The sequence below is a fragment of the Streptomyces sp. NPDC102278 genome (assembly GCF_044766345.1).
In the GTDB taxonomy this organism is placed as follows: domain Bacteria; phylum Actinomycetota; class Actinomycetes; order Streptomycetales; family Streptomycetaceae; genus Streptomyces.
The window spans coordinates 113787-130928 of the sequence record NZ_JBIWLV010000005.1; the positions used below are offsets into that span (position 1 = coordinate 113787).

Consider the following 17142-nt stretch of genomic DNA (forward strand, 5'->3'; position numbering starts at 1 on the left):
AGCGGGCGGGGCGCGGCCCGCCGGCACGCGGTTACCGTCCGCCCGACCCCTCCTTCGTGGCATTCGTGAAAGCGGCATCCCGTACGCGGTGTACGAGATGCCGCCTTTGTCCGCTTATGCAAACCTGAGCGCGTGACTCACGCCCGCGCACCGCGCTGGACGGCCGGCGCCGCACTGGCGGCCGCCGCGCTGCTGGTCGCGGCGCCGGCGTACGCCCAGGGCCCCGTCTCCACAGCCCCCTCGGCCCGCTCCCTCGCCCGCGCGCTCGTCGCCGCGGCCACCGATCCGGCATCGGACGTACCCGAAGAGGCCTACGAGGAACTGGCCGGCAGCGCCGCCGGTTCCGGGCGGGAGCGCCCCGGGCGCTCCGTGGCGGAGCCGGCCAGCCCCCTGACCGTGCCGGTCGCCCGCCCGCTGCGGCCGGAGCGGCCGCCCGGACGACCGGAGCGACCCGACCACCCCGGACTGCCGGACCACCCCGGACTGCCGGACGCGCCCGGGGAACGACCGGGGTCGGCGGAACGACCCGCGCGTCCCGAACGGCCGGGGCTGCGGGAGCGGCCGGAGCTCCGGGAGAGGACGCGGCCGCCCCGGGCCCACGAGCGGCCGCCGGCGCCGGAGGTGCCGGAGCCGTCCCGCCGCGAGTCCGTCGCGAAGCCGACACCCGAGCCGAGCGACAGTTCCGCGGTCGAGGCGATGGGCACCGGACCCAACGAGCGGGCCGCCGATCTGGCGGCCCACCTGCTGCCGCTCGGCACCGGGTTCGCCCTGATGGGGCTGGGCCTGGGCTTCTTGGGCGTACGGCTGCGCCGGGGGAGCTGATCCCCGCCGCAGCGGCACTTGAGACGGACACCGCCCCGCGCGTCCCCCCTGCGGCGTACATCCACAGACGGTTGCGCGCCGGTACATACTCGGTATACATACTGAGTATGTCGATCCGCCACGGCCTTCTCGCCCTGCTTGAAAGGGGTCCTCGGTACGGCTCTCAGCTGCGTACCGAGTTCGAATCCCGAACCGGGTCCACCTGGCCCCTCAACGTCGGGCAGGTGTACACCACCCTCGCCCGTCTGGAGCGCGACGGGCTGGTCGCGCCCGGCGGCGAGGACCCCGCCGGGCACACCCTCTACGCCATCACAGACACCGGCCGCGCCGAACTCCACGAGTGGTACGAGCGCCCGGTGGACCGCGCCAATCCGCCCCGGGACGAACTGTCCATCAAGCTCGCCATGGCCGTCGGCGCCCCCGGCGTGGACATCCGCGCCGTCATCCAGTCCCAGCGGCACGCCACGATCCGGGCGATGCAGGACTACACCCGGCTCAAGGCGCAGGCGCTCACCTCGATCGAGAGCGGCACCTCGCACGAACGCGACGACATCGCCTGGCTGCTGGTGCTGGAACAGCTGATCTTCCAGACCGAGGCCGAGGCCCGCTGGCTCGACCACTGCGAAGCCCGGCTCGTCCGGCTCTCCCTGCCGGCCGACCGGAGAGCCGTACCCGATCCGCCCCAGGCCGCCCCGACCGCCTCCGGCGCCGAAGCGACGACCGCCGCGGCCGCCACCACCGACCTCCCCTCCACCGCCCGCACGCGGCGGAGTTGAACGAATCGTCCCAGGGGGACCCCTCCATGCCTGACCAGCAGTCACAGCACCCCGTACTCCAGCTGGACAAACTCGTCCGCACGCACGGCAGCGGCGCCACCGAGGTGCACGCCCTGCGCGGCATCGACCTCGCCGTGTACCCCGGCGAACTCGTCGCCGTCATGGGCCCGTCGGGGTCCGGCAAATCCACCCTGCTCACCCTCGCCGGCGGACTCGACACCCCCAGCAGCGGCCGGGTGATCGTGGAGGGCACCGACATCACCACCGCGAGCCGCAAGCAGCTCGCCGCGCTGCGCCGCCGCAGCATCGGTTACGTCTTCCAGGACTACAACCTGATCCCGGCCCTCACCGCCGCCGAGAACGTGGCGCTGCCCCGCGAACTCGACGGGATCTCCGCCCGCAAGGCCCGGATCTCCGCCCTGGCCGCGCTGGAGGAGATGGGCCTGGGACAGCTCGCCGACCGCTTCCCCGACGAGATGTCCGGCGGACAGCAGCAGCGCGTGGCCATCGCCCGCGCCCTGGTCGGCGACCGCCGCCTGGTCCTCGCCGACGAACCCACCGGCGCCCTCGACTCGGAGACCGGCGAATCCGTGCTGGCCCTGCTGCGCTCGCGCTGCGACGCGGGCGCGGCCGGAATCCTGGTCACCCACGAGCCCCGGTTCGCCGCCTGGGCGGACCGGGTGGTCTTCCTGCGCGACGGCAGCGTCGTCGACGAGACCCTGCGCAGCCACGCCGACTCCCTGCTCTCGGGGCGGGCGGCCGGCCTGTGACCACCCCGCTCCAGTCCTGGTACCACTCCTGGATCGCCGCGATCCGGATCGCTCGCCGCGACGCCTGGCGCGCGAAGGGGCGCAGTGCCCTCGTCCTCGCGATGATCGCCCTGCCGATCGTCGGGGTGAGCGCCGCCGACCTCACCACCCGCAGCGCCGCGCTCACGGTGGACGAGACGATGTCCCGCCGGATCGGCACCGCCGACGCCTTGCTGACGAGCTCGGACATGGGCGTGCCCGTGTACCAGAAGCCGAACGGCGAGTACTCCGTCCCCGTCGGCGGTTACGAGTCCTACGATCCTTCCGCGCGCGACGAGGGCAAGGACCCCCTCCCGTCCCTCCTCCCGCCGGGCGCCCGGTTCGTGAAGGACAGCAAGGGTCAGGCCAAGCTCCGCACGACGCACGGCCTGCTCGGCGTCAACCTGCGCGAGCTGGACACCGCCGACCCGCTCGTCGAGGGCATGCTCACCCTCAAGCGGGGCCGACTGCCCGCCGCGGCGGGCGAGATCATCGCCACCGACGCCTTCCTGAAGGACTCCGGCTTCCACGTCGGCTCCCAGGTCACCCCGCGCGGCTCGTCCCGCGCCCTGCGGATCGTGGGGGCGTACGAGCTGCCCTCCGCCCTGAACGAGTTGGAGGTCACGGCCCCTCCCGGGACCCTGCTCACCCCGCTCGACAAGGAGCTCCGGGCCGCCGGCACGGACGGGGTCCCGGCCGACGACAAATACCTCGTCAAGGTCGGCGGTGAAGGTTTCACGTGGAACATGGTGAAGGCCGCGAACGCCAAGAGCGTCGTCGTCGTCTCCCGGGCCGTCAACCTGAACCCGCCCGCCGATTCCGACGTCCCGCTGTACGAGCAGGAGAAGAAGGACGGCCGGTTCGGTGAGTCGACGGGTCTGCGGACCGTCGAGATGACCATCCTGGCCACCGTCGTCGGTCTCGCCATGCTGGAGATCTGCCTCCTCGCCGGCCCCGCCTTCGCGGTCGGCGCCCGACGCTCGCGCCGCCAGCTCGGCCTGGTCGGCGCCAATGGCGGCGACCGTCGACACATCCGCGCCATCGTCCTCTCCGGCGGCCTGGTCATCGGCGCGGCCTCCGCCGTCATCGGCCTCGTCCTCGGCGGCGCGCTCACCCTGGGCCTCCAGCCGGTGCTGGAGGAGTATCTGGGGCTGCGCTGGGGCGGCTTCGAGGTCCGTCCCCTGGAACTCCTCGCCATCGCGCTGCTCGCGGTGGTCACCGGACTGCTGGCCGCCATCGTCCCGGCGATCACCGCCTCCCGGCAGACCGTGCTGGCCTCGCTGACCGGCCGCCGGGGGGTCCGCAAAGCCAACCGGGTGCTGCCGTTCATCGGCCTGCTGGCCGTCGCGGCCGGCGCTTGCGTCGCCCTGTACGGGGCGGTCTCCGACGCCGGGACCGTGGTCGTCGGGGGCGGAAGCGCCCTCGCCGAACTGGGCGTGGTCGCCCTCACCCCGACCCTGGTCGGCCTGTTCGGGCGCCTCGGACGGTGGCTGCCGCTGTCGCCGCGGCTCGCCCTGCGCGACGCCGTGCGCAACCGGGGACGCACGGCCCCCGCCGTCGCGGCGGTCCTGGCCGCGGTCGCCGGCACCGTCGCGGTGTCCACGTACGCGTACAGCAGCGACGTACAGGCCCGGCACGAGTACGTGGCGAACCTGCCGGCCGGCGCCGGCGTGCTGGCGAGCCACGAGAACGACCGGTACCGGGACCTGCCCGCCGTCCGCGACGCGCTCGCGAAGGAGTTCCCGCTGGCCGTCCGGGCGGACGTGGACCGGATCGTCGTCGGCAAGCCGACGTGCGACTCCTACTCCGTCGAACCGGGCTGCGGCCGGGTGGAGATCGTCAGGCCCAAGGAGAACCGCTGTCCGCTCTACGAATCGAGGAACTCCTACGAGTCCTTCACCGCCGCGCAGCGGCGTGAGCTGTACCAGGACTGGCGGTGCAAGCAGAGCCGGTACCAGCAGCCCTTCGAGTCGGTCGTCGCCGACGAGAAGCTGATGCGGGTCCTCGGGGTGACCGACCCCGGCGCCGCCGCCGCGCTCAAGGCCGGAAAGCCCGTCTCCTTCGACAAGCGCGAGATCAAGGACGGCAAGCTCACCCTGCGCATCGTGACCGAGGAGCCCAAGGGCATCGGTCCCGACCAGGAGTCGCAGGGTGTCGAGAAGGTCATGCCGGTCCACCAGGCGACCGATCCCGACGCTGGCCACGGAATCGGCGTGGTCTTCCCCGCGAGCGCCGTGAAGACCGCCGGCCTCACCACCGCGCCGGCCGGTTCGTACTTCACCCTCGACGGCAAGCCCACCAGCACGCAGCGCCAGAAGCTGGACAGCCGGATCGACCAGATCGGCTTGGAGGCGGACGTCTCCCTCGAGGAGGGCTACCAGGGCCGCGAGACGCTGCCCATGCTCGCCCTCACCATCTTCGCCGGTCTCGTCACCATCGGCGCGGCGGGCATCGCCACCGGCCTCGCCCAGGCCGACGCGGAGGCCGACCTGAAGACGCTGGCCGCGGTGGGCGCCCCGCCGCGGGTGCGGCGGACACTGAGCGGCTTCCAGTGCGGGGTGGTGGCCCTGATGGGCGTCGTCCTGGGCTCGGTGGCCGGGTTGTTGCCGGCGGTCGGACTGCGCATCACCGAGCGGGAGACAGCCAAGCGGCTCCTGGAGGAGACCGGCGCCACCGACGCCCTCTACATCCCGATCGCGGTGCCGTGGGAGACGCTGGCCGGACTGCTGGTCGTGGTCCCGCTGGGCGCGGCCCTGCTGGCCGCGGTCGTCACGAGGTCGAGCGGCGCCCTGGCCCGCCGCGCGGCGGGCTGACACCCCGGACCCCCCGGTTCGCCCGTGACCCGGGTGACCCGGGTGAGCGCTCGGTGACGTACGAGTGACGACGGGGTCATCCGGTGCCCCCGTACAGGGTGGATCACGCCTGTACGGGGGCACACCGTGTGAGAACGAAGGTGTGCGAGAGAATGACGGCATGGAGATGCCGAGGAGTGAACGGTCGCAGGACAGCCCCCCGCACGTCCTGATCGTGGGACAGGACGGGATGGCCGTCGGCGGCGCCGATGACGAGTCGCGCGAGGTCCCGGTGACGGAGATGGTCGAACAACCCGCCAAGGTCATGCGGATCGGCAGCATGATCAAGCAACTCCTGGAAGAGGTGCGCGCCGCACCTCTCGACGAGGCGAGCCGTGTCCGGCTCAAGGACATCCACGCCGCGTCGGTGAAGGAACTCGAAGACGGCCTGGCTCCCGAGCTGGTCGAGGAACTCGAGCGCCTGTCGCTGCCGTTCACCGAGGAGGCGATCCCCTCCGAGGCGGAACTGCGGATCGCGCAGGCACAGTTGGTGGGCTGGCTGGAGGGTCTCTTCCACGGGATCCAGACGGCCCTGTTCGCGCAACAGATGGCGGCGCGGGCGCAGTTGGAGCAGATGCGGCGGGCCCTTCCCCCGGGTGCCTCGCACGAGGACGACGACGAGGGTCCGCACGGCGCGGTCCGCTCGGGCCCCTACCTGTAGCCCGATCGGCCGGCCCGCCCCCGGACACCCCGATCGTCTCCGGACACCCTCACCCCGGTGGAGCCCCGGCTCCACCGGGGTGACGCACGTCCGGGGCGGCCTCTCACGGCGGCTGCACCGGGCGGTTCCTCACAGCGGCGCGCCAAGCGGCCGGTAAGTGGGGGAACCCGCGCGCGACACGGCCCCCGCATACTCGGAGGCATGAGCTACGACGCCATCGTCCTCGCGGGCGGCGCCGCCCGGCGCCTGGGCGGGGCCGACAAGCCCGCCCTGCACGTCGGCGGCCGGACCCTGCTGGACCGGGTCCTCGACGCCTGCGTCGACGCGGACGCCACCGTCGTCGTCGGCGGGCGCCGGGTCACCTCGCGCCCCGTGCGCTGGACCCGCGAGGACCCGCCGGGCGGGGGGCCGGTGGCCGCGCTGGACGCCGGCCTGCGGGCGACGACCGCGGCGCGGGTGCTGGTTCTCTCCGCCGACCTGCCGTTCCTGGACCGCGCGACCGTGCGGTCCCTGCTGGACGCGCCCGGACCCGACGGGGCGATGCTGCGGGATCCGGGCGGCCGGGACCAACCCCTGGTCGCCTCCTACCGCGCGGAGCCGCTGCGCGCGGGGCTCGACCGGTTGGCCGCCGAGCACGGCGACTTGGCGGGGCTCCCGCTGCGTCGACTCACCGCCGGACTGGACGTGGCGACCGTCACCGTGACTGCGCCACTCGCCTCCTTCGACTGCGACACCTGGGACGATCTCGCGGCCGCCCGGGCCCGGATCAGAGAGCATGGGACCGTGCTGGAGCAATGGATCACCGCCGTCAAGAACGAGTTGGGCATCGACGTGGACGTCGACACCGAGACCCTGCTCGACCTCGCCCGTGACGCCGCCCACGGCGTCGCCCGGCCCGCAGCCCCGCTGACCACCTTCCTCGTCGGCTACGCGGCCGCCCGCGCCGAGGCCGAGGGGGCGGACCCCGCCCGGGCCGTCGCCGAAGCCACCCGCAAGGCGGCCGACCTGGCGTTGCGCTGGGCCGGGGAAGCCCCCGAGAACAACACCGAGGCCGGCTCCGGATGACCCGTACCGACGCCGAGCGCGTCCCGGCCGAAGCCGCCGCTCCCAACCCCGAGGGGTCCCCCGGCTCCTCCGCCGATCAGGCCCTCGACGAGGCCCTGGCCCTCGTCTCCCGCAACCCGGACGGCGGCGGGCACCGCGCCGCGCCCTGGCTCCGGGCCCGCGAGGCGGCCGTCCGGGCCGGTTCCGGCGTCCGGGCCCGCTCGCACCGGGTACCGCTGCCCGACGCGCTCGGCGAGGTACTGAGCGGCCCGCTGGACGCCCTCACCGACCTGCCGTCGTTCGACACCTCGGCCATGGACGGCTGGGCGGTCGCCGGCCCCGGCCCGTGGACCGTCCGGGACGGCGGGGTGCTGGCCGGCTCGGACCGGCCCGAGCCCCTCGCGGACGGCGAGGCCGTACGGATCGCCACCGGCGCCCGGATCCCCGCCGACACCAGCGCCGTGATCCGCTCCGAGCACTCCCGCGAGGCCGGCTCCCAGCTGTTCGCCGAGCGGCCCGTCGCCACGGGCCAGGACATCCGCCCGCGCGGCCAGGAGTGCCGCTCCGGCGACCTGCTGCTGCCCGCCGGCTCCCTGGTCACCCCGGCGGTCCTGGGCCTGGCGGCGGCCGCGGGGTACGACGAGCTGGAGACCCGGCCCCGGCCGCGCGTGGAGATCCTGGTGCTCGGGGACGAGTTGCTGACCGGGGGTCTTCCGCACGACGGCCTGATCCGCGACGCCCTGAGTCCCATGCTCGGCCCGTGGCTCACCCGACTCGGCGCGGAGGTCGTCGGGACGCGACGCCTCGGCGACGACCCCGCCGGGGCCGAGGCCCTGTTCGAGGCCGTCACCACCTCCGACGCCGACCTGATCGTCACCACCGGCGGCACCGCCTCCGGCCCCGTCGACCACGTGCGGCCCGTACTGCGGCGCGCCGGCGCCGAACTCCTCGTCGACGGGGTCGCCGTCCGGCCCGGACACCCGATGCTGCTGGCCCGGCTCGGGGACCGGACCGCCGGCCGCCACCTGGTCGGGTTGCCCGGGAACCCGCTCGCCGCCGTGTCCGGGCTGCTGACCCTGGCCGAACCGCTGCTGCGGGCCCTCGCGGGGCGCCGGCAGCGCCCCCGGTACACGGTCGCGGTGCAGGGGGACGTACCCGGCCACCCGTACGACACCCGGCTCGTCCCGGTACTGCTGACCGACGAGCACGCGCTGCCGCTGCGCTACCACGGTCCCGCGATGCTCCGCGGGGTGGCGGCCGCCGACGCGCTGGCCGTCGTACCGATCGGCGGCGCGCGGTCCGGGCAGGATCTCGAAGTACTCGATCTGCCGTGGGCGGCGGGGGGATGTTTCACGTGAAACTGCACGGCCATGACGCCATGGCCCGGGGCGCGGACGAGAAACTCGTCTCCCGGCGCATCAAACTGCCCAAACGGGAGGTCGAGAAGCCCCTGCGGCAGGTCTCACGCCGCTTGTTGATGGCCCTGTTCGTGATGTGCCTGACCGTCCTGATCGTGTGGCTCGACCGGGGCGGCTACCACGACAACGCCAACGGGAGCGTCGACTTCCTCGACTGCGTCTACTACGCGACCGTGACCCTGTCGACGACCGGATACGGCGACATCGTCCCGTACAGCGACAGCGCGCGCCTGATCAACGTCCTGCTGATCACTCCGCTGCGCGTGCTGTTCCTGATCATCCTGGTCGGTACCACCCTGGAAGTGCTCACCGAGCGGACCAGGGAAGAATGGCGGCTGAACCGCTGGAGGAAGAACTTGCGTGACCACACGGTCGTGATCGGCTTCGGCACCAAGGGGCGCTCGGCGCTGCAGACACTGCTGGCCACCGGCCTCCACAAGGAACAGGTCGTCGTCGTCGATCCGAGCTCCAAGGTGGTGGACATCGCCAACTCGGAGGGACTCACCGGCGTCGTGGGCGACGCCACCCGCTCCGACGTGCTGCTCCGTGCCGAGGTGCAGAAGGCCCGCCAGATCGTCATCGCCACGCAGCGGGACGACACGGCGGTCCTGGTGACGCTGACCGCGCGTCAACTCAACCGCGGCGCGAAGATCGTCGCGGCGGTGCGCGAAGAGGAGAACGCCCCGCTGCTGCGCCAGTCGGGCGCGGACGCGGTCATCACGAGCGCGAGCGCGGCGGGCCGGTTGCTGGGCCTGTCGGTGCTCAGCCCCAGCGCGGGCACCGTGATGGAGGACCTGATCCAGCAGGGCAGCGGCCTGGACCTGATCGAACGACCCGTCAGGAAGCCCGAGGTCGGCAAGTCGGTCCGGGAGACCGAGGACCTCGTGGTGAGCGTGTTGCGCGGCCACCGGCTGCTCGCGTACGACGACCCGCACGCGAGTCCGCTCCAGTCCACGGACCGCGTCATCACCATCGTCCGCGCGGTGCCGCCGACCACGCCGCAAGCCACCCTGGGGTCCGGGGAGTAGCCGGGTCGCCGGCCGGCGGGGGGACGGTTCGCGTAGCCTCCGGGCCATGCATGCGATCACCATCGAACAGCCCGGCGGCCCCGAGGCCCTGGTCTGGGCAGACGTACCCGATCCGGTGGCGAGCGAGGGCGAGGTGCTCGTCGAGGTCGTGGCGAGCGCCGTGAACCGCGCCGACGTCCTCCAGCGGCAGGGGTTCTACGATCCCCCGCCCGGCGCGTCCCGGTATCCCGGACTGGAGTGCTCCGGTCGGATCACCGCGATCGGGCCGGGAGTGTCCGGTTGGTCGGTGGGCGACGAGGTGTGCGCCCTGCTGGCCGGCGGCGGGTACGCCGAGCGGGTGGCCGTCCCGGCGGGACAACTGCTCCCGGTGCCCGACGGCCTGGACCTGGTGACGGCGGCGGCGCTGCCGGAGGTGGTCACGACGGTCTGGTCGAACGTCTTCATGGTCGCGGGGCTGCGCCCCGGCGAGACCCTGCTGGTGCACGGCGGCTCCAGCGGGATCGGCACCATGGCGATCCAGCTGGGCAAGGCGATCGGCGCGAGGGTGGCGGTGACGGCGGGCGGCAAGGAGAAGCTGGCGCGCTGCGCGGAGTTGGGCGCGGACATCCTGATCGACTACCGCGAGCAGGACTTCGTGGAGGAGCTGCGGGCCGCGACGGACGGCGCCGGGGCGGACGTGATCCTGGACATCGTGGGCGCGAAGTACCTGGCGCGGAACCTGGACGCCCTGGCCGTCAACGGCCGCCTCGCGATCATCGGGCTCCAGGGCGGGGCGAAGGCCGAGGTGAACCTGGGCGCCCTGCTGGCGAAGCGGGCGGCGATCACGGCGACCTCGCTGCGGGCCCGGCCCCTGGAGGAGAAGGCGGCCATCGTCGCGGCGGTACGGGAACACGTGTGGCCGCTGGTGACGACGGGCCGGGTGCGGCCGGTGGTGCACGCGACGTACCCGATGCGGGACGCCGCCGAGGCCCACCGGGTCATGGAGTCCAGCGCGCACGTCGGCAAGCTGTTGCTCACCACGACGACCTGACCCGCGAGCCGTACCGAAGCGCCCCGGAACCATCCCGTGCGCGGCCCCGAACCCGTCCCGGGGCCGCGTGCGTCCCGGGGCCGCGTACGGCGGCCCCGGGACGGCGGGGTGCTACAGCGAGCGCAGCAGGACGGCGGGCGACTCGACGCAGTCGGCGACGTACCGCAGGAAACCGCCGGCCGTGCCCCCGTCGCAGACCCGGTGGTCGAACGTCAGGGACAGCTGCACGACCTGACGGACGGCCAACTCCCCGCGGTACACCCACGGCTTCGGGATGATCCGGCCCACCCCCAGCATCGCCGCCTCCGGGTGGTTGATGATCGGCGTGGAGCCGTCCACCCCGAACACCCCGTAGTTGTTGAGGGTGAACGTCCCGCCCGTGAGGTCGGACGGCGCCAGCTTCCCGGCTCGCGCCAGCCCGGTCAGTCGACCGAACTCCTCCGACAGCGTCTCGGGGTTGCGGTTCTGCGCGTCGCGGACCACCGGGACCACCAGGCCGCGTTCCGTCTGCGCAGCGAACCCGAGGTGCACCGACGGGAGCCGGACGATCTCCTTCGCCGCCAGGTCCACGGTGGAGTTGAGTTCCGGGTACTTGGCCAGGGCGGCCGTACAGATCCGGGCCAGCAGCGCCAGTACCGAGATCTTGGGCCCGCCCGCGGTGTTCATCGCGGTCCGCGCGGCCATCAGTTCGGTGGCGTCCGCGTCGACCCAGCAGGTGGCCTCGGGAATCTCCCGCCGACTGCGCGAGAGCTTCTCCGCGACGGCTCCGCGTACGCCCTTGAGCGGGATCCGCACCTCGCCCTCGACCGCGGCGAGCGGGACCGGCGCGGGGGCGACCGGCGCGACCGGAGCGACCGGCGAAGACGGCGCCCGCAGGGCCGCCTCGACGTCCGCGCGCAGGATCAGGCCCTCGGGACCGGACCCGGTCAGGGCCCGCAGATCGAGCCCGTTGTCCCGGGCCAGTTTGCGCACCAGCGGCGAGATCACCGGAACCGGCCCGACCGCCACGGTGACCGCGGCGGGAGACGTGGGGGCGGCGGCGGGAGCGGCGACGACCGGGGCGGGAGCGACCGCGGCGACCGGCCGCGACCCGCCGGCCGCCGGGCGGACCCGTCGGCGACGCGCCGGACGCGAGTGGTCCGTGCCGTAGCCGACGAGCACGTTCCCGGAACCGGAGGGGGTCGGCGCGGCGCCGTCCGTCGGCTCCGTGCCCGCTCCCACCGCCACGGTGATCAGCGGCGCTCCCACCGGCAGCTCCGTGCCCTCCTCACCGAAGCGGGCGGTGACCACACCGCCGTAGGGGCACGGGACCTCGACCATCGCCTTGGCCGTCTCCACCTCGACCACCGGCTGGTCGATCTCGACGACGTCGCCGACCGCCACCAGCCAGCGGACGATCTCCGCCTCGGTCAATCCCTCACCGAGGTCCGGCAGCTTGAACTCCAGTACCTGCGGCATCAGTTCTCCCACTGCAGGCGGGCCACGGTGTCCAGGATCCGGTCCACGCCGGGCAGGTGGTGCTTCTCCAGCATCGGCGGCGGGTACGGGATGTCGAACCCCGTCACCCGCAGCACCGGCGCCTCCAGGTGGTGGAAGCAGCGCTCCGTCACGCGGGCGGCGATCTCGGCGCCCGGCCCGCCGAAGCCACCGGCCTCGTGGACCACCACCGCGCGCCCGGTGCGCCGTACGGAGGCGACGACCGTCTCCTCGTCGAAGGGGACCAGCGAGCGCAGGTCCACGACCTCCAGGTCCCAGCCCTCCTCGCGGGCCGCCTCGGCCGCCTCCAGGCACACCGGCAGGGAGGGCCCGTAGGTGATCAGCGTCGCGCTCGTGCCCGCCCGGCGGACCAGGGCCTTGCCGATGCCGGGCACGGCCGCCGGGGCCTCGGGCGACCAGTCGGCCTTCGACCAGTACAGTCGCTTGGGCTCCAGGAAGATCACCGGGTCGTCGCTCGCGATGGACGCGCGCAGCAGCCCGTACGCGTCCTCCACGGTCGCCGGGGTGACCACGGTCAGGCCGGGGGTGGCGACGTAGTACGCCTCGGAGGAGTCGCAGTGGTGCTCGACGCCGCCGATCCCGCCGCCGTACGGCACCCGGATGGTGATCGGCAGCGGCATCGCGCCGCGGGTGCGGTTGCGCATCTTCGCGACGTGCGAGATCAGCTGCTCGAAGGCCGGGTAGGCGAACGCGTCGAACTGCATCTCCACGACCGGCCGCAGCCCGTACATGGCCATGCCGACGGCGGCGCCGAGGATGCCGGCCTCGGCGAGCGGGGTGTCCGTGCAGCGGTCGTCGCCGAACTCCTTCGCGAGCCCGTCGGTGATCCGGAAGACCCCGCCGAGCGTGCCGACGTCCTCGCCCATCACGTGGACGGTCGGGTCCTCGGCCATCGCGTCGCGCATCGCCCGACCCAGGGCCTGCGCCATGGTCGCCGGCTTGGCGACGGGCTTGGCCGCGGTGGTGGTCGTCATCACTCGTTCCCCGCTTCGAGTTCGGCGCGCAGCATGTCGGCCTGTTCGCGCAGCCGGTCGGTCTGCTCCTCGTAGACGTGCGCGAAGAGGTCCATCGGGTCGAGCACCGGGTCGGCGTTCATCCCGTCGCGCAGCGCCGCCGCCATCGCGTCGGCCGCGTCCTTCGCCACCTGTATGCCCTCCGCGTCCAGCAGGCCGCGCGCGGTCAGTTCGCGCTCCAGCAGGGCGACCGGGTCGTGTGCCTTCCAGGCCTCGACCTCGGCGTCCGTGCGGTAGCGGGTCGCGTCGTCGGCGTTGGTGTGCGCCTCCATGCGGTACGTGACGGCCTCGATCATGGTGGGGCCGCCGCCCGAGCGCGCCCGCCGGACGGCCTCGGACAGCACCTCGTGCATCGCGGCGATGTCGTTGCCGTCGACCAGCCGGCCCGGCATGCCGTACCCGACGGCCTTGTGGGCCAGGGTCGGGGCGGCCGTCTGCTTGGCGAGCGGGACGGATATCGCGAAGCCGTTGTTCTGCACGAGGAAGACGACCGGGGCCTGCCAGACGGCGGCGAAGTTCATCGCCTCGTGGAAGTCGCCCTCGCTGGTGCCGCCGTCGCCGACCATGGCGAGCGCGACCACGTCGTCCCCGCGCAGCCGGGCGGCGTGCGCCAGGCCGACCGCGTGCGGGAGCTGGGTGGCGAGCGGGGTGGAGAGCGGGGCGATCCGGTGCTCGCGCGGGTCGTACCCGGTGTGCCAGTCGCCGCGCAGGAGCGTCAGCGCCTGCACGGGGTCCAGTCCGCGCGCCACGGCGGCGAGGGTGTCCCGGTAGCTCGGGAAGAGCCAGTCGCGCTCCTCCAGGACCATCGCGGCGGCGATCTCGCAGGCCTCCTGCCCGACGGTCGAGGGGTACACGGCGAGCCGGCCCTGCTTGGTCAGCGCGGTGGCCTGGGCGTTGTAGCGGCGGCCGCGCACGAGCTCGGCGTAGCACCGGCGCATCAGCTCGGGGTCGAGCCCGTCGGCGGCCGGGGTGCCCAGCACCCGGTACGGCTCGGGGTCCGGGAGCAGCGGGGCGGCATCCGTACGGGGACTCCAGGCGGGCGGCGTGAAACGGTGGGACGCACCGGCACCGGGCAGCTCTTGGACCGTCATGGCGGCGTACACCTCCTCGTGGGAAGCGGGCAGGGAGCACCCCGGGTGTGAGGCGCCTCACCTACCGATTGTTCGGTTGTCCGCGCAATTTGGCTACAGCCGGCTCCAGGCTGTGGACAAAGTGGCGGCGGGGCCGTGGGATGGGTGCAGGACGTCCAACGCAGGGAGGCAGTGGGCAATGCCGGATGAACAAATGGCCGGAGCCGGTTCCGCGCCGGCCGCACCCGGCGGTGCCGCCGGAGCCCCACCGGCACCGTCCGGGCCGGGCGCGACCCCCGTCCCGCCGCCCCGGCCGCTCGATTCGATCGACCGGTCGATCATGCGGCTCCTCCAGGCGGACGGCAGGGCGTCGATACGGTCCGTGGCCGAACAGGTCCACGTGTCGCGGGCCAACGCGTACGCCCGGATCAACCGGCTGATCGACGACGGGGTCATCCGGGGCTTCACCGCGCGGGTCGACCACGAGCGGGCGGGCCAGGGGGCCTCCGCGTACATCACCCTGAAGATCGTCCAGAACTCCTGGCGGACCGTGCGCGAGCAGCTCCGCGAACTCCCGGGCGCGGCGCACATCGCCCTGGTCAGCGGCGATTTCGACGTCCTGCTGCTGGTCCACACCCCGGACAACCGCACCCTGCGGGAGCTGGTGCTCACCCGCCTCCAGTCCATCCCGGAGGTCCTGTCCACCCGCACGCTGCTGGTCTTCGAGGAAACGGACCTCCTGGACACGGACACCCCCCGCCCCGCCCCCACCCTCCCGGAGGACCCGGAACCGGCGTGACGGCGTACGTGCGGGTCCCTTCACCCGGGCCGGCGGCGCCCGGCACTTCCTCGCCCGCGCCGGCCCGTTCGGGTGACGCCCGGCCGCGCCGCGACCGCCGCCGGGTCACCGGCCCGGCGCCGCCGGGGTCACCGCTGGGTGCGGAGGCCGTCCAAAGCCATGTGGACCACCGCGTCGGCGAGCTGGGCGTGGTCGGCGCCCGGGTAGGGGCGGTACCACTCGACCAGGGAGTTGACCATGCCGAAGAGCAGCCGGGTCGCGAGCCGGATGTCCACGTCCGCGCGCAGGTCGCCGTCGGCCGCCGCGGCCTTGAGGAGGTCGGCCACCGCGTGGTCGAACTCGCGGCGGCGCTCCAGTGCCCAGCGTTCGGTCCGGGTGTTGCCGCGCACGCGCAGCAGCAGGGTCACGTAGGGGAGTTCGGCGAGCAGCACCTCGACCGTGCGCCGGGTGACGTACTCGACGCGCTCGACCGCCGGGCCGCGTACCGCGCCGGCCTCCTCCAGGACCGCGAAGAGGCCGTCCAGCGCGCGGCTGACGGCCCGGCGCAGGAGTTCCTCCTTGCCGGCGACGTGGTGGTAGATCGAGGACTTGGAGATGCCCGCGGCCTTGGAGAGGTGTTCCATCGAGGTGCCGTCGTAGCCGCGCTCGTTGAAGACCTGGACCGCGACGGAGAGCAGCGTCTCCGGTGTGTAGGTGTCCCGTCGGGGCGTCGTCACTCCGCGCCCCTCTCCGTCTCGACCGTGCCCGTACCGTCCACACCCACGTCGCCCGCGCCCACGTCGCCCGTTTCCTCGTCGCCCGCCGCGTAGCCGAGCCGGTACAGCGCGAGCGAGGGGGCGTAGCGGCCTCCCGGACAGCGTTCGTCGAGGTGGTGCAGCAGGTCGTACGCCCAGTCCCGGCCGAGCCGGTCGTGCCACTCGGCCGGGCCCACCGGGTAGTTCACGCCGAGCCGCATCGCGGTGTCGATGTCCTCGGCGGCGGCGACCCCGCGCGCGACGGCGTCGGCGGTCAGGTCGATCAGCATCGCGACGGTCCGGGCGACGATCATGCCGGGGACGTCGCCGATGACGGAGACCTTCTTGCCGAGCTTCTGGAACAGGCCGATCGCCTCGGCCAGGGTCCGTTCGGTGGTGTCCTCGCCGGCCGACAGGGCGATCCGGGTGGCGTCGCGGTAGTCGAACGCGAGGTCGAAGTAGACGACGTCCGCGAACTCGATCGAGGTCTTGCCGTCCGCGAGCACCAGTTGCCCCTCGCCGGGCAGCTGGATGTACGGGCCCCCGTGCTCGGTGGCGGTGACCGCGATCCCGGCCTCCTCCAGGAGGTCCGTCAACGCGGACGCCGGACCGAGGTCGCCGACGACGGTGACCTTGGCGGGGGCCTCCTCGGGACCCGCGGTGTGCGGGACCGGCTCGGGTGCGGCCTCGCCGTACGGGAACCAGCCGTGGCCCGACTTGCGGCCGAGGCGACCCGACTGGACCAGCCGGCGCTGCGCCAGGGAGGGGGTGAACTTGGGGCTGCGGAAGAACGACTCCCAGACGGAGCGGGTGACGGCCTCGTTGACGTCCTGGCCGATGAGGTCGGTCAGCGCGAACGGGCCCATCTTGAAGCCGCCGCTCTCGCGGAGCACGGCGTCGATGGTGGCCGGGTCGGCGCCCTGCTCCTCGTACACCGCGAAGGCCTCGGCGTAGAAGGGGCGGGCGATCCGGTTCACGACGAAGCCGGGGGTGTCGGCGCAGCGGACCGGCGTCTTGCGCCAGCCCAGGACGGTGTCGTACGCGCGCTCGGCGGCGGCCGGGTCGGTCGCGAAGCCGCTGACCACCTCGACGAGCGGGAGCAGCGGGGCGGGGTTGAAGAAGTGCAGGCCGAGGAAACGGCCGGGGTGCGCGAGCCCCGCGGCGATCTCCGTCACGGAGAGGGAGGAGGTGTTGGTGGCCAGCAGCGCGTCCGGCGAAACCACCTCTTCGAGCGCGGCGAAGAGGGCGCGCTTGACGGTGACGTCCTCGACGACGGCCTCGATGACGAGTCCGGCGTCCGCGAGTTCCGCGAGGTCGCGGGCGCAGCCGATCCGGCCGATCGCGTCGTCGGCCTCGGCGCGGTCCAGGCGCCCCTTGGCGACCATGCGCTCGACGCGGTCCTGGACGAGGCCGAGGCCGTCCCGCGCGAGGGACTCGTTGACGTCGTGGATCAGCACCGGGTGACCTGCGAGAAGGGCGACCTGGGCGATGCCCTGCCCCATCGTGCCGGCGCCGATGACCGCCACAGTGCGGGACCGCTCGATTGCTGTCATGACCCGATCCTCCCGCACCGACTTGTCCACAGGTCCGCCGGGCCCTCTTGTCCCGAC

General features: G+C 73.5%; 15 protein-coding genes. 10 read left to right on the forward strand and 5 right to left on the reverse strand.

The annotated features are described in order from the left end of the window. The first annotated feature begins 132 nt into the window (after positions 1-132). The 9 genes from ACIRO3_RS15120 (at position 133) to ACIRO3_RS15160 (ending at position 10419) form a co-directional block, all read left to right on the forward strand. Positions 133-822 carry a hypothetical protein gene (locus ACIRO3_RS15120; protein WP_404136549.1) on the forward strand — a complete coding sequence of 230 codons (690 nt, stop codon included), beginning with the start codon at positions 133-135 and terminating at the stop codon, positions 820-822. Positions 823-929: 107 nt separating this feature from the next. Further along, positions 930-1598, forward strand: coding sequence for a PadR family transcriptional regulator (locus ACIRO3_RS15125; protein ID WP_404136551.1), 669 nt, complete (start codon positions 930-932; stop codon positions 1596-1598). Between the two features lie 26 nt (positions 1599-1624). Further along, positions 1625-2368 (forward strand): ABC transporter ATP-binding protein, encoded by a 744-nt coding sequence (locus ACIRO3_RS15130; RefSeq protein WP_404136554.1) that lies wholly within the window; start codon positions 1625-1627, stop codon positions 2366-2368. Positions 2369-2469: 101 nt separating this feature from the next. Then, on the forward strand, positions 2470-5199 hold the full coding sequence (locus ACIRO3_RS15135) for an FtsX-like permease family protein (RefSeq protein ID WP_404137155.1): 2730 nt from the start codon (positions 2470-2472) through the stop codon (positions 5197-5199). A 160-nt stretch (positions 5200-5359) separates the two neighbouring features. After that, the gene (locus ACIRO3_RS15140) at positions 5360-5899 is read left to right on the forward strand and encodes a bacterial proteasome activator family protein (protein ID WP_267801856.1); all 540 of its coding nucleotides are present in this window, start codon (positions 5360-5362) and stop codon (positions 5897-5899) included. Between the two features lie 201 nt (positions 5900-6100). Next, positions 6101-6964 (forward strand): NTP transferase domain-containing protein, encoded by an 864-nt coding sequence (locus ACIRO3_RS15145; RefSeq protein ID WP_404136557.1) that lies wholly within the window; start codon positions 6101-6103, stop codon positions 6962-6964. Beyond that, the gene (locus tag ACIRO3_RS15150) at positions 6961-8301 is read left to right on the forward strand and encodes a molybdopterin molybdotransferase MoeA (protein WP_404136560.1); all 1341 of its coding nucleotides are present in this window, start codon (positions 6961-6963) and stop codon (positions 8299-8301) included. The genes ACIRO3_RS15145 and ACIRO3_RS15150 overlap by 4 nt, the downstream gene beginning before the upstream one ends. Further along, positions 8289-9389, forward strand: a complete 1101-nt coding sequence (locus ACIRO3_RS15155) for a potassium channel family protein (protein ID WP_361770599.1) — start codon at positions 8289-8291, stop codon at positions 9387-9389. The genes ACIRO3_RS15150 and ACIRO3_RS15155 overlap by 13 nt, the downstream gene beginning before the upstream one ends. 46 nt (positions 9390-9435) lie before the next feature. Further along, entirely contained in the window at positions 9436-10419 is a 984-nt protein-coding gene (locus ACIRO3_RS15160) for an NAD(P)H-quinone oxidoreductase (RefSeq protein ID WP_404136563.1), read from the forward strand. A gap of 111 nt (positions 10420-10530) precedes the next feature. On the opposite strand, the gene ACIRO3_RS15165 is transcribed toward ACIRO3_RS15160, so the two are convergent. Genes ACIRO3_RS15165 through pdhA form a run of 3 tightly spaced genes read right to left on the reverse strand, consistent with a single transcriptional unit; the run spans position 10531 to position 14020 of the window. After that, positions 10531-11877 carry a dihydrolipoamide acetyltransferase family protein gene (locus tag ACIRO3_RS15165; RefSeq protein WP_404136567.1) on the reverse strand — a complete coding sequence of 449 codons (1347 nt, stop codon included), beginning with the start codon at positions 11875-11877 and terminating at the stop codon, positions 10531-10533. Then, the gene (locus tag ACIRO3_RS15170) at positions 11877-12890 is read right to left on the reverse strand and encodes an alpha-ketoacid dehydrogenase subunit beta (RefSeq protein ID WP_365997316.1); all 1014 of its coding nucleotides are present in this window, start codon (positions 12888-12890) and stop codon (positions 11877-11879) included. The genes ACIRO3_RS15165 and ACIRO3_RS15170 overlap by 1 nt, the downstream gene beginning before the upstream one ends. Continuing rightward, positions 12890-14020, reverse strand: a complete 1131-nt coding sequence (gene pdhA, locus ACIRO3_RS15175) for a pyruvate dehydrogenase (acetyl-transferring) E1 component subunit alpha (RefSeq protein WP_361770607.1) — start codon at positions 14018-14020, stop codon at positions 12890-12892. Before pdhA ends, ACIRO3_RS15170 begins: the two co-directional genes overlap by 1 nt. Before the next feature lie 178 nt (positions 14021-14198). Between pdhA and ACIRO3_RS15180 the strand changes: the two genes are divergently transcribed. Beyond that, positions 14199-14798: an Lrp/AsnC family transcriptional regulator gene (locus tag ACIRO3_RS15180; RefSeq protein WP_361770609.1), complete on the forward strand. Its 600-nt coding sequence runs from the start codon at positions 14199-14201 to the stop codon at positions 14796-14798. Positions 14799-14926: 128 nt separating this feature from the next. Here the strand turns inward: ACIRO3_RS15180 and ACIRO3_RS15185 are convergent, their stop codons facing one another. Continuing rightward, positions 14927-15514 carry a TetR/AcrR family transcriptional regulator gene (locus tag ACIRO3_RS15185; RefSeq protein ID WP_404136572.1) on the reverse strand — a complete coding sequence of 196 codons (588 nt, stop codon included), beginning with the start codon at positions 15512-15514 and terminating at the stop codon, positions 14927-14929. Continuing rightward, the gene (locus ACIRO3_RS15190; RefSeq protein ID WP_404136574.1) at positions 15511-17085 is read right to left on the reverse strand and encodes a 3-hydroxyacyl-CoA dehydrogenase; all 1575 of its coding nucleotides are present in this window, start codon (positions 17083-17085) and stop codon (positions 15511-15513) included. Before ACIRO3_RS15190 ends, ACIRO3_RS15185 begins: the two co-directional genes overlap by 4 nt. Between the last annotated feature and the right edge of the window lie 57 nt (positions 17086-17142).

Coding starts and splice junctions, on each gene's coding strand:
- ACIRO3_RS15145 (WP_404136557.1), top strand. CDS start 6,101: ATGAGCTACGACGCCATCGTCCTCGCGGGCGGCGCCGCCCGGCGCCTG.
- ACIRO3_RS15155 (WP_361770599.1), top strand. CDS start 8,289: ATGTTTCACGTGAAACTGCACGGCCATGACGCCATGGCCCGGGGCGCG.
- ACIRO3_RS15150 (WP_404136560.1), top strand. CDS start 6,961: ATGACCCGTACCGACGCCGAGCGCGTCCCGGCCGAAGCCGCCGCTCCC.
- ACIRO3_RS15130 (WP_404136554.1), top strand. CDS start 1,625: ATGCCTGACCAGCAGTCACAGCACCCCGTACTCCAGCTGGACAAACTC.
- ACIRO3_RS15135 (WP_404137155.1), top strand. CDS start 2,470: ATGATCGCCCTGCCGATCGTCGGGGTGAGCGCCGCCGACCTCACCACC.
- ACIRO3_RS15140 (WP_267801856.1), top strand. CDS start 5,360: ATGGAGATGCCGAGGAGTGAACGGTCGCAGGACAGCCCCCCGCACGTC.
- ACIRO3_RS15170 (WP_365997316.1), bottom strand. CDS start 12,890: ATGACGACCACCACCGCGGCCAAGCCCGTCGCCAAGCCGGCGACCATG.
- ACIRO3_RS15125 (WP_404136551.1), top strand. CDS start 930: ATGTCGATCCGCCACGGCCTTCTCGCCCTGCTTGAAAGGGGTCCTCGG.
- ACIRO3_RS15180 (WP_361770609.1), top strand. CDS start 14,199: ATGCCGGATGAACAAATGGCCGGAGCCGGTTCCGCGCCGGCCGCACCC.
- ACIRO3_RS15165 (WP_404136567.1), bottom strand. CDS start 11,877: ATGCCGCAGGTACTGGAGTTCAAGCTGCCGGACCTCGGTGAGGGATTG.
- pdhA (WP_361770607.1), bottom strand. CDS start 14,020: ATGACGGTCCAAGAGCTGCCCGGTGCCGGTGCGTCCCACCGTTTCACG.
- ACIRO3_RS15160 (WP_404136563.1), top strand. CDS start 9,436: ATGCATGCGATCACCATCGAACAGCCCGGCGGCCCCGAGGCCCTGGTC.
- ACIRO3_RS15190 (WP_404136574.1), bottom strand. CDS start 17,085: ATGACAGCAATCGAGCGGTCCCGCACTGTGGCGGTCATCGGCGCCGGC.